General features: G+C 58.3%; 14 protein-coding genes and 1 pseudogene. 8 read left to right on the plus strand and 7 right to left on the minus strand.

Annotated features, from left to right (window positions below):
- Nucleotides 1-5: 5 nt before the first annotated feature.
- Nucleotides 6-329, plus strand: a complete 324-nt coding sequence (locus tag GO488_RS18975) for a hypothetical protein (RefSeq protein WP_162319412.1) — start codon at nucleotides 6-8, stop codon at nucleotides 327-329.
- Nucleotides 330-520: 191 nt separating this feature from the next.
- Here GO488_RS18975 and GO488_RS18980 read toward each other — a convergent pair whose 3' ends face one another.
- The 3 genes from GO488_RS18980 to GO488_RS18985 form a co-directional block, all read right to left on the minus strand.
- Complete coding sequence (locus GO488_RS18980; protein ID WP_162319413.1) at nucleotides 521-1753, minus strand: phage integrase SAM-like domain-containing protein; 1233 nt, start codon at nucleotides 1751-1753, stop codon at nucleotides 521-523.
- A 359-nt stretch (nucleotides 1754-2112) separates the two neighbouring features.
- Nucleotides 2113-2256: a DUF6788 family protein gene (locus tag GO488_RS20310; protein WP_479682648.1), complete on the minus strand. Its 144-nt coding sequence runs from the start codon at nucleotides 2254-2256 to the stop codon at nucleotides 2113-2115.
- Complete coding sequence (locus tag GO488_RS18985; protein ID WP_162319414.1) at nucleotides 2211-2468, minus strand: hypothetical protein; 258 nt, start codon at nucleotides 2466-2468, stop codon at nucleotides 2211-2213. The genes GO488_RS20310 and GO488_RS18985 overlap by 46 nt, the downstream gene beginning before the upstream one ends.
- A gap of 176 nt (nucleotides 2469-2644) precedes the next feature.
- Here GO488_RS18985 and GO488_RS20155 point away from each other — a divergent pair.
- The 6 genes and pseudogenes from GO488_RS20155 to GO488_RS19015 all read left to right on the plus strand — a co-directional run.
- A pseudogene (locus GO488_RS20155) lies at nucleotides 2645-2932 on the plus strand (hypothetical protein); the annotation flags it as partial.
- A 260-nt stretch (nucleotides 2933-3192) separates the two neighbouring features.
- The gene (locus tag GO488_RS18995) at nucleotides 3193-5061 is read left to right on the plus strand and encodes an ABC transporter substrate-binding protein (protein WP_162319415.1); all 1869 of its coding nucleotides are present in this window, start codon (nucleotides 3193-3195) and stop codon (nucleotides 5059-5061) included.
- Nucleotides 5058-6026, plus strand: coding sequence for an ABC transporter permease (locus tag GO488_RS19000; protein WP_162319416.1), 969 nt, complete (start codon nucleotides 5058-5060; stop codon nucleotides 6024-6026). Before GO488_RS18995 ends, GO488_RS19000 begins: the two co-directional genes overlap by 4 nt.
- Nucleotides 6026-7201 carry an ABC transporter permease gene (locus tag GO488_RS19005; protein WP_162319417.1) on the plus strand — a complete coding sequence of 392 codons (1176 nt, stop codon included), beginning with the start codon at nucleotides 6026-6028 and terminating at the stop codon, nucleotides 7199-7201. Before GO488_RS19000 ends, GO488_RS19005 begins: the two co-directional genes overlap by 1 nt.
- Nucleotides 7198-8250 carry an ABC transporter ATP-binding protein gene (locus GO488_RS19010; RefSeq protein WP_162319418.1) on the plus strand — a complete coding sequence of 351 codons (1053 nt, stop codon included), beginning with the start codon at nucleotides 7198-7200 and terminating at the stop codon, nucleotides 8248-8250. Before GO488_RS19005 ends, GO488_RS19010 begins: the two co-directional genes overlap by 4 nt.
- On the plus strand, nucleotides 8243-9529 hold the full coding sequence (locus tag GO488_RS19015; RefSeq protein WP_162319419.1) for an ABC transporter ATP-binding protein: 1287 nt from the start codon (nucleotides 8243-8245) through the stop codon (nucleotides 9527-9529). The genes GO488_RS19010 and GO488_RS19015 overlap by 8 nt, the downstream gene beginning before the upstream one ends.
- A gap of 339 nt (nucleotides 9530-9868) precedes the next feature.
- Here GO488_RS19015 and GO488_RS19020 read toward each other — a convergent pair whose 3' ends face one another.
- Genes GO488_RS19020 through GO488_RS19035 form a run of 4 tightly spaced genes read right to left on the minus strand, consistent with a single transcriptional unit; the run spans nucleotide 9869 to nucleotide 13720 of the window.
- A complete protein-coding gene (locus GO488_RS19020; protein WP_162319420.1) occupies nucleotides 9869-10663 on the minus strand; it encodes an ABC transporter permease in 795 nt (264 codons plus the stop codon).
- A complete protein-coding gene (locus GO488_RS19025; RefSeq protein ID WP_162319421.1) occupies nucleotides 10660-11523 on the minus strand; it encodes an ABC transporter permease in 864 nt (287 codons plus the stop codon). Before GO488_RS19025 ends, GO488_RS19020 begins: the two co-directional genes overlap by 4 nt.
- Nucleotides 11520-12563 (minus strand): ABC transporter ATP-binding protein, encoded by a 1044-nt coding sequence (locus GO488_RS19030; protein WP_162319422.1) that lies wholly within the window; start codon nucleotides 12561-12563, stop codon nucleotides 11520-11522. Before GO488_RS19030 ends, GO488_RS19025 begins: the two co-directional genes overlap by 4 nt.
- A gap of 5 nt (nucleotides 12564-12568) precedes the next feature.
- The gene (locus tag GO488_RS19035; RefSeq protein WP_162319423.1) at nucleotides 12569-13720 is read right to left on the minus strand and encodes an ABC transporter substrate-binding protein; all 1152 of its coding nucleotides are present in this window, start codon (nucleotides 13718-13720) and stop codon (nucleotides 12569-12571) included.
- A gap of 148 nt (nucleotides 13721-13868) precedes the next feature.
- Here GO488_RS19035 and GO488_RS19040 point away from each other — a divergent pair, with 148 nt between their 5' ends.
- Complete coding sequence (locus GO488_RS19040; RefSeq protein ID WP_162319424.1) at nucleotides 13869-14669, plus strand: enoyl-CoA hydratase/isomerase family protein; 801 nt, start codon at nucleotides 13869-13871, stop codon at nucleotides 14667-14669.
- Nucleotide 14670: the final 1 nt, after the last annotated feature.

The raw sequence follows: 14670 nt of genomic DNA on the forward strand, positions 1-14670 counted from the left end.
CCCCAATGTCACAGCACACCGTTATCGTTACGGATCACGACTTCGAGGACCTGTCCATCGAATGCGAAGGGCTCGCTGACGTCGCCGACGTCGTCGAACTCATCGGCGACGTGGGCGAGGACGCCGCCGACGCGCTCGGAGCAGATGTGGTCGCCAGCGACCCGTTCCTCTCCGCGGAAGACGTAGCGGACGACCTTCCCCCGCGACGGTCCTTTCAGCACCCACCGATTATACGAACCCATACCGGTGACTCGAACCACGAGATACTCGGCATAGTCTGCGAAATCCTCAACGAGCTGGACGATTCGGCCCAAATCGATTGTTTCTAGGAATACCATTGCACTCACTCGCCATATTTCAGAACGTCTCCTGATAGCTATCCACAGCCTCATTTCCGTGATGTCGCTGTTGACGTCAACAGAAGCGGGGGGATCATCAGTCCTAAACTACGCGACACGACCGAACAGAACAAGCGGGGCGAGTGCGGAGTGAAAAGTAGAATCGCTATTCGGCTCGCCACTTATACGTCAGAATCGATCTCATCAAGAGCTTCTGTCGCAACATCCCCCAGCTCCCCGGCTTCGATATGTGAATATCGCTCTCGTACCATCTCCTCGGAGTTGTCGAGATAGCGGGCTGCAACCGTATATCCGAACGCTCTAACGAGGACCTCTCCCATCCCCCGTCGACCGCCGTGCGGAGCAAGATAGTCGTGTTTCGGATGGTCGATGTCGATCTCCGCCGCGTCTGAGAGTCGCTGGAGAATCGATCGTGCACCGTCCGTTGTAATCGACGGCGGTCGCACGTCTTCCTCAAGCGCTAGCAACAGGTCGCGCGCGTACTCGTCACGTCGCTCATCGATTGCGTCTGGGCGTTCCCCTCGGTCAGCCAGTTCGCCCTGCACGAGCGTTGCGAGCGTTCGCTGGTCGAACGTCGGGAACACTGGCCAGCGCTCAGTCGGTGGGTCAATGAGCTTGCGGTAGCTCCGCAGCGGCGAAATCACGGGGTCGGGGAGGCTTGCGGCATCCCACCGCTGTTTCTTCCGGTAGACGTCCATACTTCCATCCTCGAGCGAGATATCCTCCCAGCGAACCCCGCGCCGGCGCGGATCGTTCGGATCTCGGAGCAGTTCGCCAACGCGAACGGCTGTGTACGCGAGCACGAACACGAGCGCACGGTCACGAGCTGCTTTCAGTGCTATGTATCGCGCCCGCTGCTTATCGAGAGATTCAGTATCCTCCGGAAGTGTCGTGTACGTCTCGATAGCGTCTCGGGCCCGCTCGTCGACGTGGCGGGTGAGTGCGTGACGCTGCTCAGACGTCCAGGCCTGCTGATCACCAGGCTTGCGACCGTCGTCATCGGGCAGTGGTGCCATCGCACTCGCCCGCTGGGCGTAGTGCGCTTCGAGATACCCTTCGTTGACGCACCAGCCACACCACGCAGAGATATAGCGATAATAGGTTTGTACGGTATTCTGCTTGAGCCCTCGATCACCAGCGAGATGGCGAGCGTATTCACGGAAGACGCGTTCGTCGAGGTCTTCGAAGGTGGGTTCCCGGTCAACGTCGTTGGGGACGACCCCGGTCCAGTCATCGTCACCGCGGTCACCGGCAGTCCACTCAACGAACCGCTCGAGTTCGCGTGCTGCGTTGCGCCGATAGTTTCCGCCGTCACCACCACGGCCTTTCCCCTTGTCCTGGAGGTACCGCTCGAAGCTGTCCGCAAGCGATGTCGAAAGTGCGCGGTCAGGCATCACCCGGACCTCCCTGTTCCTGCGAGCCCGGTCTTGGCTGCTCTCCCCCGGGTGAAGCAACGTTCTGAATCGAGTGCAGCATTCGGGCTTCACCGACGGCGTCGGGGTACTAAAAACTGGTCGTGATTATGCTCGTAATCACGACCACTTGGCATATTCGACTTATCGACAGAATTCGATAGTTTAGAGCCACCTAACGTCGAATTTCTACACTGGGAGATTTTATATATCATATAGCGCTATACAAAATCCCGTGCCGCTCTATCTGTTGAGAAGGGGTTCCCAGCAACTCTTTCCGACTCTTTGTCTCTTCAGGCACAGAATCGGCTTTATGTCTTATTTAGGGAAGCCAAGTAGAATTACGCCGGCTCGACCGGCCCGACGTATTGGCTCTTGATCTGGTCGCCCTCTCGCCACTGCAGGTAGTAGTAACTTCGCCCATCGATACGCTTCGTCGTTAGAGTCCCTTTTCCAGTCGGGACATTGGCTTTCTTACGGGCGATTTCGAGGACCTTGTCCCAATCCTCGTCATCATCCCACCTATCAGGGGCCTCGATGTCTTGCTCCTTTTCGGCGCTTGGCTGTCATCGAGAACCTCAACTAGCGCCTCGACGGCGATGACCGCGTCTTCGTGAACTACTTCTACATGGTTGCTGTCTGGTTCGATGTCTTGCAGTGTCTCCAGTGCTCGCATTGCTTGATCGGCGTCGTTCATGGGCTAACCAATACGAGCCGGATAATTAGCTATTTTGTTGGTTAGTTTGAGAATATCTCTACTATCGAAGTGTGATTGATACATGGTTTCTGAAAAGTAGTACTGGATATTGACCAACGTCTCACCGACTCCCCAGATTCGCTACGGCCGCCGGTCGTTCCAGTCGGGTTCGCTACCGTATTATCGACGTGGCGATCGTGGTACTCCCGCTCGGCCGTCACAGGCCTGGTCAGAAGGGCCGCGAAACAGATTTTCGAGACGTCCTAGCAGTTGCAGAAGAAATCGACCTCAAGACAGTCACACCTCGCTTGCAGCGGGGCGATGAAGATGCGCTACGTGAGCAACTCAAGCCTGGACTGGAGATTTTAGAGAGTGACGAACTCAAGCACGGCTTTCGGAGTGACGTTGGAGCATCTGCTGTCTCAGAAGAGACAGTTACCGCTCTCCAAGAGTATCTGTCTTAGCAGATTGATCAGCTGAGCTGACAACGATTACGGGCCTTGTCGATCAATACCCAAGAGACAGGCATCGCCAACCGAGTCTGCATATCCACCCTCCGGATTTCACGAGAGTTTCTAGAGAAAATGTGGGAGTTCTCGAAAATGCGATTGCGCAACTTCACACTGAGAACCGATGGAGAAACTCGTCGAACGGAACCGTGTTTCCGCCCTGACTGTTCTACAAGCGAATAGTTAATTATCTCACAACTCGTCCGTGCTAGACGATGGCACCCACTGCCGGAGTGCCCGATACACTCGCTCGACCAACCCGCCGTCGATTCCTGCAGACGCTCGGAATCAGCACGGCGGCCTCGCTAGCCGGCTGTGGATTATTCGGCAGCGACAGTAGTGACAACGCGGCCCCACCGGCATCGGGTAGCGAGTCTCCGTCGTCCGATCCAGGAGATCCGGCCGGGGAATTTGTCGGTGTCGTCGGGTCCGATGCCAATTCGTTGAACTGGCTCTTTACAAACGATACGACATCGGGCGCATTCGTTGGCTTGACGTTGGACGGAGCCTGGGCAGTCGACGACGACCAGAACGTGTTCCCCCTCTGGGCGGAGCCATCGACCGACGATGGACAGATCTATCGAATCACACTCCGAGAGAACCTCCAGTGGGGCGGCGGCTACGGACAGATGACCGCGGATGATTGGGTGTATATGATTCGGAACGTCTTCCAGGGGGAAGACAACTGGGCGGGCTACACGAGTGCGGGCGATTGGTTCCGGCAGGGTGAGCCAATTCCAGTTGAGCAAATCGATGACCGCACGTTCGAGATTCGACTTCCGGAAGTTGACCCGTCGTTTCCGCTGAAACCCATCTTGTGGGGGCAGAACTGCCTTCCACGAGGAATTCTTGAGAAATATGTCCCGGAGAAGGATGCGGCGGGACTCCAGCGAGATGAGGAAATAACCACGCTCCAGTATACAGGGAATCTCGGTCCGTACACTTTCGACCGATGGCAGCGGGAATCGCAGTTTGTCGCCACGCGAAACGAGGATTATTATATCCGTGAGGTAGCGGGTCTCGGCGACGAATGGCAGAATGCGCCATACTTCCAGTCGTATCGAATCCAGGTGATTGCTGAAGAGTCCTCGCGACTTAACGCACTGCGTAACGGGGAGGTAACGACTGCTGGAATTCCGCCGAAGAACGCCCAAGAGTTTCGGGATCTCGAAAGCGTTGACGTCTACGTCCAGCCCCAGCCGTTCGTCCAGGCGATTAAGTTTAACATGCGCGCAAACGGCTGGCGCCCGTTTCGAGAGGTTGCGGTTCGGCAAGCGTTTGCCTGTGCAATCGACAAGCGAGTCCTCGCGGAGAATCTCTATCGCGGCTTCGCCGAACCAGCGTTTACGATGCAGCCGCGTTTTTCCAAGTGGTACGTCGAGGAGGGACTGCAACAGTATCTGTTCGGCATTGACGATCTCTATGGGCAGGAACCGGCCATGACTCGCATGCGGCAGGGCATCGAGGGGACAGGCTATCGCTACGACGGGACAACGCTCGTAGGTTCCGACGGTGCACCGGTGCGGCTATCGCTATATGCCAGTTCAGCGAGCGAGACGAATCAGACGCTGGCCGAACTTCTCGCCCAAGAGATCGAATCGAATCTCGGTATCGCCGTTCGCATCGAAACGATTCCCGGCAACACATTTCAGCAAAAGTACGCCGCGAACGCGCCACCAAGGGGGCGAGAAGTTCCGTGGAGCGCGGGGACGTTCAACGGGGGGCCGCGCGACATCTCGGTCAGTCAGGAACCGTGGGACATGTCCGTCGTCCTCGGATTCAATACGTATCCCCGGACACCGAGTTCGAGTGCCACGTTCTTCGACGAGCGGGGGAATATCAACTACTACGGCTACGTTCCGGAATCGAATATCCCGGAACTGTACGCTGAAGCGTCCCAGACTATCGACGAACAGCGACGGCGTGAACTATTCGGAGAGGTATTTCGGAAGCTCGCCCGCGAACAACCCTTTGGCTTCCTCTTGCTCCCGTCGAACATCGTTGGCGCACAAGACGAACTCGTTGGGCCGACGGAGACGTTCGCCAGCGGGTGGAATGCTCAGACGTACTACTTCGACCAATGAGGTGGTACGTCGCTCGCCGGCTTCTCTGGGCCGTCGCCGCGACATTCATCGTCCTCTCGATCACATGGGCGCTGCTGTACGCGACCGAACAACAGGCACTCACCGCTATCCAGTTCGAAGCCGCGGTCTCCGGTAGTGACGCCGAGGCCGCGAGGGAGGCTTACGAACAACAACGTGGCCTAAATCGTCCGCTCTGGCGGCAGTACACCGATTACATGACCAGTATGGCGACGTTCAACTGGGGATACAGTCTCTCTCGAGGCCAACCAGTGACCGCGGCAATCGCCGAGGCCTTGCCGTATACGATGATGTACTCCGTCCCGTGGACAATTCTCACGATTCTGTGCGGATTGTCTATTGGGCTGTACTCGGCGACCCACCAGTACTCCCGGTTCGACTACGCTGCGACGTTCATCGCCTTCTTTGGGTACGCGATTCCGAATTTCTGGTTCGGTATTGTTTTGTTAGTGTTGTTCGGCGTCCAACTTGACTGGGTCCCGATCGTCTTCGACCCGAACGTACCCGTGTTCAGTTTGGCTAATGGGAGACAGCTCATTCTGCCTGTTTTTGTCCTGACCACGGGGTCGATAGCCAGCCTGACGCGGTACACACGGGCAGAAGCGCTGGAATACGTTGAAGCGACGTTTACGAAGACGGCGAGAGCGAAAGGCGTCTCGGAGCGGCGGATACTGCTGTTGCACGTCCTCAGACCCGCAGCCGTCCCGCTCTCGACGATTCTGGTGGCCGACCTGCTTGGACTGTTCATCGCCAGTTCCTATCTCGTTGAAGTCGTCTTCGGCATCCCCGGACTGGGACAGTTAAGTTTCAAAGCCATTCAAAACCAGGACACGCCGCTGGTCCTTGCGACGACGCTCATCGGCGTCTTCATCGCGATCGTCGGGAACTTGCTTCAGGACATTGCCTACACTGTACTGGACCCCCGAATCGAATACGGTGATCGCTGATGAGCTCGGATACGCCTCGGCGACGATTCGAGGACATCGAGTGGGAGGCTAACGGCGGCTTTGCTTTGAGCAGGCAGACTGCAGGATTGGTACTGACACTGGGCGGGCTCACCATCGTGTTCGTCATCGATTACCTCCAAGCGGGACCGTTGTTCACACCGAATCCAGTGCTCCGGGAGGGATGGGACCTCACGCAGTTAGACTGGCTGTTCATGCTCTCACTCACGCTATTTGCGTTTTATGTCGTTGTCCCGCTGGTGCAACACCGGCGGATGACCGCCTACTACTGGCGGGAGTTCCGAAAAAACCGGGCGGCCGTCGTCAGCCTTGTGTACTTACTCATTATTTTTACACTCGGACTCGTGGGGCCATTGCTCGTCGCGAGACCACAAGTCACACTGCTACAGAGTTACCAGCCACCTATCGGATTCACCGTTGACAGTGCTGTCCCGTTGCAGTGTGTCGGTGACCTTGGAGACGGCCGGTGTCACGGGAGCTGGCAGTTCCCACTCGGGACCACCGGTAACGGAAAAGATATCCTTGCCCTCGTGGTCCTCGGGATGCGGGTGTCGATACGGATCGGGCTGATAACGTCGTTTCTCATCGTCGGTATCGGTGCGACTGTGGGCACCGTCGCCGCCTACGTCGGTGGGGTGGTCGACGAAGTTCTGATGCGGTATGTCGACATTCAACAGGTCTTTCCGTCGTTTCTGCTGTACCTGCTGCTCATCTACCTCTTTGGCGGAAGCCTACTGATGTTCATTCTCGTTTTCGGACTCTTCAGCTGGGGCGGGACAGCGCGTCTCGTCCGGAGTGCGTCACTTCAACGGTCCCAAGAGCCATATGTCGACGTGGCACGCTGTGCTGGTGCGGATACGAAACACATTATCCTGCGGCACATTCTCCCAAACATTTCGGGCACCGTCATCACGAACCTGACGCTGCTCATACCGGGCCTAATCTTGTTCGAAGCCGGGTTGGCGTTCCTCTCGCTCGGTGATCCGACGATCCCATCGTGGGGACAGACTATTGCCGCAGGGCGGTCTGATCTCCGAACCGCGTGGTGGGTCTCGACGATTCCCGGTGTCTTCCTATTTCTCACTATCCTGGCGTTCAACTTTGTCGGTGACGCGTTCCGGAACGCGCTCGATCCGCGCTCGGAGGTGAACCAGTGAGTCAACAACAGGAGACGGCCGATGACACCCGGTACGAACCGCTGCTATCGGTTCGGAATCTCACCGTTGAGTTCGAGACCGATCGGGGACGACTCCGAGCGATAGATGGTATCGACTTCGACGTGCAACGAGGCGAAACCGTCTGTATCGTCGGCGAGAGCGGGAGTGGAAAGACCGTCACGGCTGAGACGATAACTAAACTGATCCCAATGCCGCCCGGGCAGATCACGAGCGGCGAGGTGTTCCTCGATGGGCGGGACCTAGTACCGCTCTCGGAGCGTGACCTGCGCGCCATTCGAGGCGCTCGTATCGCCCACGTATTTCAAAACCCCGAGGATGCACTCAACCACTGCTTCACCGTTGGCTGGCAGATCCGTGAAGCGATCCAAACCCACGACGACGTCGGTGACACGGCAGCACGAGAGCGTGCCATTACGCTCCTTGATCAGGTCGGTATTCCCGATGCAGCGACGCGGTACGACGACTATCCCCACGAGTTTTCCGGCGGCATGAAACAGCGTGTGGTCATCGCGATGGCGCTGGCGGCGACGCCGGACTTGCTCATCGCCGATGAGCCGACGACCGCGCTCGACGTAACTATCCAAGCACAGCTGTTGGACCTCTTTGACTCCCTTCAACAGGAGTACGGGATGGCGATCTTGCTTATCACACACGACCTCGGCGTCGCCGCCGAACTTGCCGATCGAATGGTCGTCCTGTACGCCGGGAAGGTGATGGAGCGAGGGAGCGTCTATGACGTGTTCGATAGGCCCGCTCACCCATACACGCAGGCTTTGTTCGACTGTCTTCCCGGCCGAGGGTGGGCGCTCCGGACTATCGAGGGGCGACTACCTGATCTGTATCACCCACCTGCAGGGTGCCGGTTTGCCAGCCGATGTGAGTACGCCCGGGCGGAGTGTAGCACTGGCGACCAACCCCCGCTGTACGATGTCGGCAACGGCCAAGCGGCCTCCTGTGTGTACTACGGACCGGATGGTGACCCCGCGGCACTTCGAAACGACCGTCCGGGTGGTGACGCTGATGGGTGACGTGGCGCTGTTCGAGGTGACGAATCTCACGAAACACTTCCCGATCACGAAAGGCGTTCTTCGACGACAAATTGGGGCTGTCAGGGCCGTTGACGGTATCGACCTTACGGTTCAGCGCGGTGAGACCGTTGGCCTCGTCGGCGAATCTGGCTGTGGGAAATCGACCGCCGCACGGACGATGCTTCGCCTCGAAGAACCGACGAGCGGCTCGATTCGGTTCGATGGACGAGAGGTTACGGAGATGTCGGGCGACGCGCTCACGGCGTTTCGGCGGAACGCACAGATGATATTTCAGGATCCGAGCGCCAGTTTCGACCCGCGAATGTCCATTGGTGAATCCGTCGCCGAACCGCTTGGTATCCATGGCATTACCGACCGGACGCTTCGCCGAGAGGTTGTAACGGATCTGTTAGAGCGTGTCGGCTTATCGGCGAACGATATCGATAGATATCCGCACGAGTTCTCCGGCGGACAGAAACAGCGCATCGCACTCGCCCGGGCGCTCGTCTTGGGCCCGGATCTCCTGCTCGCTGACGAACCGACCAGCGCGTTAGACGTCTCCGTAAAGTCCGAGATTCTTACCCTCATCGCGGATATTCAACGGGAGTTCGACCTCGGAGTCCTTTTCATAAGTCATGATATGGGGGTCGTTCGGCAGATCTGTGACCGCACCCTTGTAATGTATTTGGGCGAAATCGTCGAAGCCGCCCCGACCAAGCGTCTCTTTGAGTCTCCACAACACCCATATACAGAGGTTCTCGTTGCATCGATTCCAACTATCGATCCTCGGAAGCGTGGCCACCGAGTCAGGTTGCGTGGCGCCGTCCCATCTCCGAGTGACCCGCCAAGTGGTTGCCGGTTCCACACTCGGTGTCCAAAAGTTATCCCACCCGAGGGATATGACCTTGAACAGCGCAACTGGCGAGCAATCCTTGACTTCCGACTTCGACTTGCCAAGGAGCAAATCGAGCCTGAAGCCCTTCGAGCGACCGTCGCTACCGAGACCGCCTGTCCCAGTGAACACGTCGCGGACGACCACATTCAAGAGACCATTCGAGCGGCTCTTGACCTGCCACGGTCCCTTGATGATCCCCAAGCCGATGCAATTCTTACTGCGGCGTTGAACCGCGTCCTCACCGACGATGTGACTGGTGCACACGAGCTCCTCGCTGATGCATTTCCAACGATCTGTGCACGCGACACCCCGGACACTGTGTGGCTTACCGATGAACACTCTGCCGCCTGTCACCTCTTGGAGTCAGACGACGCACGCTACTAGTCGGTTCAGAGTGGCTAATTTCCGTATTCGCTTGTCAGCATTGTTGTCGTAGTCTCTCACCGCTCAGACAGCACTACAGCGTGGATTTTCTGCCCCCCGAAGGAGGTGCGGGGGCGTACCCGAGAGCGCGTCCCGACAGAATCTAATGGCGACGATTCAAACCGACCTTCCCGACGCAGCGGCGTCCAGCCAGCAGCGACCGAGTAGCGCAGTAGGGAGAGGGATTACCGCCTGCAACCAGCTAACCAACAAAACAGCGATATCTCACCCCCATCTTGGTTAGCAACGCGGTGATCCTGACGGGCGTCGCGGCCCGCCACTCGAGACGGAATCGAGGCGTCAGGAGGAGGTGAGACGGCGACTGGACAGTGCGACCACGAGCATGATGACGATAAGCACGACCGAGAGCGCGTTGATCGTCGGCGTCAGTCCCGTCCGGAGCATTGTGTAGATAACGACCGGAACAGTGCTCGTGCCGGGAGAGATCAGAAATTGCGTCGCGGTAAACTCGCCAAACGAGACGACAAAGGCGATGAACCCGCCGGCGAGGATGGCCGGTGAGATGATTGGTCCAGTCACGTTGCGGAACGTCGTTACCGGGTCAGCACCGAGCACCCGCGACGCGCGTTCGAGGTCCTCGTCGAACGTCAGCAATTCTGATCGGACGAGCAGGAACACATATGGAAGCGAGAGCACAGTATGACCCAGAACGAGTGCTGGGTAACCAGACGGAAGCTGAATCGTCCCAAAGTATCGGACAAGCGCAATGCCTGTGATGACAGGCGAGATGATCATCGGCAGCAACATTACAGTCGAGACCTGCTGTTTGTAGGGGAACTCAGCGCGCACAAATCCGATCGCCGCGATAGTGCCGATGATACCCGAGAGAATCGCTGATGCCGTCGCGACGACCAGGCTCACCGTCAGTGCATTGATCAGCTTGTCGTCCTGCAGGAGCTGCTCATACCACGCTAGCGAGACGCCCTCCTGTGGAATTGCCGGGAACGACTGCGTGGTGAACGACGTCAGCACGACGATGATGACTGGCAAGAGCAGGAAGGCAAACACCACGGCGATGATGGCACGGAACGAAAGCCCGCGCAGTCGCGTTGTGGCGCTCGTGCTCGTGCTCATATTTTCTCGAGCACCTCCTGCAGGCTGAAGACCGCATTAAACACAAACAAGAGTGCGACGAGTAGCACGGTGTAGACGATAGCAAGCGCCGACGCGAACTGGATATTGAAGTTATCCAAGAACGCCTGGGCGATAACATTCGCGATCATGGTCTGCCGTGGGCCACCGAGCACTGCCGGCCCGAGGAATGACCCGGCAGCGAGGATGAACACGATGAGCCCAGCGGCGACCAACCCGGGGAGACTCAAGGGGAAAATGACCTTTGCGATAGTCCGCCATTTGTTAGCGCCGAGTACCCGCGACGCATTGATCAGCTCCTCGTCGATGGCGTTCAGCGAGTTATACAGTGGCAGAACAGCAAACGGGAGATAGACGTTCGCCAGACCGATGATGACTGCTGGCGTAGTAAACAAGAGCCCCGGCTCGATGCCTGTCAAGTCGGCGAATGGGCCCGCCGGTGATAGAAACAGCAGAATACCGAAGTATCGGACAATGTAGGCAATCCACAGCGGCACAATGATCAGCGTCATCGCAATACGAACCCGCTCCGTGGCGAAGGCGAGGTAGTACGAGAGCAAGTACGCCAAGGCCAGTGTCACGACCGTCGTGACGATCCCGAACAGGAACGACCGGACGAACGCGTCAATATAGATCCCGTTCAGCACACGCCGATAGGACTCGAATGGCGTCGCCGAGTCGAGGTGCAGACTCTCCGGGACCAACAACAGAACGGGGAGGATGAAAAAGAGCCCAACGAATCCAATCCCGAACAGTGCGAGATGCCGATTCGAAACGTGTCCCTCGAGGCCCTCGCCGACGGTGTGGATAAGACCGCTCAGCCCGGGTTGTTTAACACTCATAAAACAATCACCCGCTCGGCGTCAAACCGAATGAAGACGTCGTCACCGATCTCGATATCGGGGAATCGTTCTGTGTGAGCGAGCGCTGTCGTCCCGTCCGCGAGTTCGATGGACATCTCGGCTCGGTTACCGAGATTCGAGATGTCGATAACGGTGCCAGGGAATTCGTTTGTGGCCCCTGTCGGCTCGGTGCCCACGTTGATATCCTCCGGCCGAACGTATACCGAGACGCTCTCCCCGGCGCCATGGGACGTATCGGGCAACGTAATGGCCTTACTGTCATTGTGGACGACGGCATGACTGTCCTCGTGGGTAACCTCGCCGGCAAACTGGGTGGACTTGCCGACGAACTCGGCGACGAACGGATTGGTTGGCCGCTCGTAGATGGCTTCCGGCGAGTCCATTTGCTGAGCCCGACCATCGTTAAGAACGATCACCTTATCCGACATCGACAGGGCGTCCTCCTGGTCGTGCGTGACATAGAGCGTCGTGACACCGACCTCGCGCTGGACGCGGTGGAGCCAGCCCCGCATCTCCTCGCGGAGCACCCGGTCCAACCCCGTCAGGGGCTCGTCCAGCAGGAGAATGTCGGGTTCGTACGCCAGTGCCCGTGCCAGCGAGACGCGCTGCTGCTGGCCGCCGGAGAGTTCGCCGGGACGGTGATCCCCGTGCTCAGGCATGTCGACCAACTCGAGTGACTCTTCGACTCGGTCGGAAACGTCGGCCTTGGAGTAGCCGTGCATCTTCAGCCCGTAGGCGATGTTCTCTCGGACGGTCATATGCGGGAACAACGCCGTCGACTGGAACGCCATCCCGATATTGCGTTTCTCCGGGGGCAGGTCAGTCACGTCATCGCCACGGAGGTTGATCTGCCCCTCGGTCGGCTCCACGAGCCCGGCGATAGAGTGTAGGGTCGTTGACTTGCCACAGCCCGAGGGCCCCAGTAGCGTGACGAATTCCCCCTCCTCGATGCGGAAAGAGAGGTCCTGTACTGCACAGAGATCGCCGTAGTACTTGGTGAAGCCGTTGACTTCGAGCATTAGTATTAGCCCTGTTTGATCTTCTCGAGTCGCTGAGTCCAAGCCTCCTGCTTGGGGAGAACCTTCTCCCAGTTACGGAAGGCCAGATCCTCCGCAGGCGCGTAGTCAGGCAGCTGTGTCATCTTTTCAGGCGGGTTCTTCACCTGCACGGTGTAGTTCATCTTGTCCGACAGCGTCAGGAGGTGTTTGCGCTGGTAGGTGTGGTTCAACAGCTCGTGGGCCAAGTCGCGGCTCTCAGAGCCCTTGACCACGGCGAGGTTGTCAGCCCACCCCATTGCGCCTTCCTTCGGAATCACGTACTTGATCTGGTCGAAGCCCTCCTCCTGCAGGGCAAGGACGCGACCGCCCCAAGCCTCACAGATCCAAGCGTTTTCCTGTCGGAGGTAGCGGATAGAGGTGGCGCCGTCACCCCAGTAGGAGAAGACGTTCTGGTCTTCCTTTTTCGCCCGCGCAAACATCTCGTCCGTCTTCGCCTGGTCACCGGGCACGTTGTTGATGTTGAGCCCGGCAGCGGCCGCGCTGTTCGACAGTCGGTCGATAGTGCGGTCGATGAGCGAGACCTTGCCCTCGTATTTCGAGTCCAGAATCGCGTCCCAAGAGTTCAGCTCGCCGTCGACTTTCTCACTATTGTACGCATAGCCGGTCGCGCCGTTCTCACGGATGAGCCCCATTGTGTCCCCATCACGCATGTTGAACGACAGCGACCGAGCGGACTCCTTGATATTTTTCTCGTAGTTGGGAACCTTCGAGAGGTCGATGGGCTCGAGGACATCTTCCTTCTGGGCCCGCGCCATTCCCGTGTCGTTGAGCGCAACGATGTCGAAGGAGCCGGGATTCTGCTTGATAAGCGAGATCATCTCCGTCGTCCCGCCTGCAGAGGTCCCCTGAACCTTCACACCGGACTCTCCAGCCCACGGCTCGAAGACGGACATCTGGGCGGCCTGCGTGTTCCCGCCGAAGCCGAGGAACCGAAGCTTGCCGCTCCCGCTGCCACCACTGCTCCCAGTGGTACTCCCATTGTCTCCGCCACTACCATCACCGCCGCCGTCACCGCCATCGCCACCATCACCGCCGCTACATCCTGCGAGTGCGGTTAGCGTTCCAGCACCGACTGCTGTCAGTATGTCACGCCGTCTATGTGTGTCTTTGTGGGACATCGCCATGCGAACCTTCTACACACTAATATAATAATCTTTCGCAGATATCACCCCTATATTCGGTAGAGTTCCGACTATACTCGGCTAACTTTAGAATGAGCCAAAACTTATGTGGTTGAGGTCTGAGAGTCTAGGTAGCGAATTGATCATGACAAAGACCAACACGGCGCCGGAGTCCCCGACGGTATACCAGCGAGAGGGTGACGTTGCAAGCATCCGACTGAATAGACCGGATTCGCTCAACGCAGTTACGCCCGAACTGTACGCGGGCATCCAGGACGGCCTTGACCGGGCCGAAGCCGAAGATGCCCGGGTCGTTGTTCTTGAGGGAGCCGGCCGGGCGTTCTGTGTCGGTGCGGATATGGAACAACACAGCGAGACCGACCGGTCGGCCAAAGAGCGCCGGGAATATGTCTGGCAGGCCCAAGATGCCTGTAAAGCAGTCCAAACACATCCGCGGCCGGTGGTTGCGAAGGTCCAAGGCTATGCGATCGGGGCTGGCGCCGAGCTCGCGTTGAGCGCAGATTTCATCCTGATGGCTGAGGAGGCTGAGATGCGGTTCCCCGAGGTCGGAATCGGGACGTACATTGGCGGCGGCGTTACGTACACGCTCACGCAACGCGTCGGTCGAGCCCGGGCCAAAGAGCTGATCTTATCGGCTGCGACGCTGACCGGCGAGGAGGCTGCTGAGGAGGGGGTCGTGACGAGTTATCACCCAGCGACTGCGCTTGACAACGCTGTCGACGAGCTCGCGACTGATCTCGCGGGGAACGCTCCGATTTCGATGGAGTTCGCCAAAACCCAGTTCGGCCGCGTCGGAGAGGCAAATCGAGCGGATATGCTGACCGCCGAAGCCGAGGCCCTGCTGGCCTGTATGACCACTGACGACTGGCAAGAGGGGATCGACGCGTTTGCCGAGGACCGCGACCCCACGTTCGAGGGACACTGAC

The sequence above is a fragment of the Haloarcula limicola genome (assembly GCF_010119205.1).
In the GTDB taxonomy this organism is placed as follows: domain Archaea; phylum Halobacteriota; class Halobacteria; order Halobacteriales; family Haloarculaceae; genus Haloarcula; species Haloarcula limicola.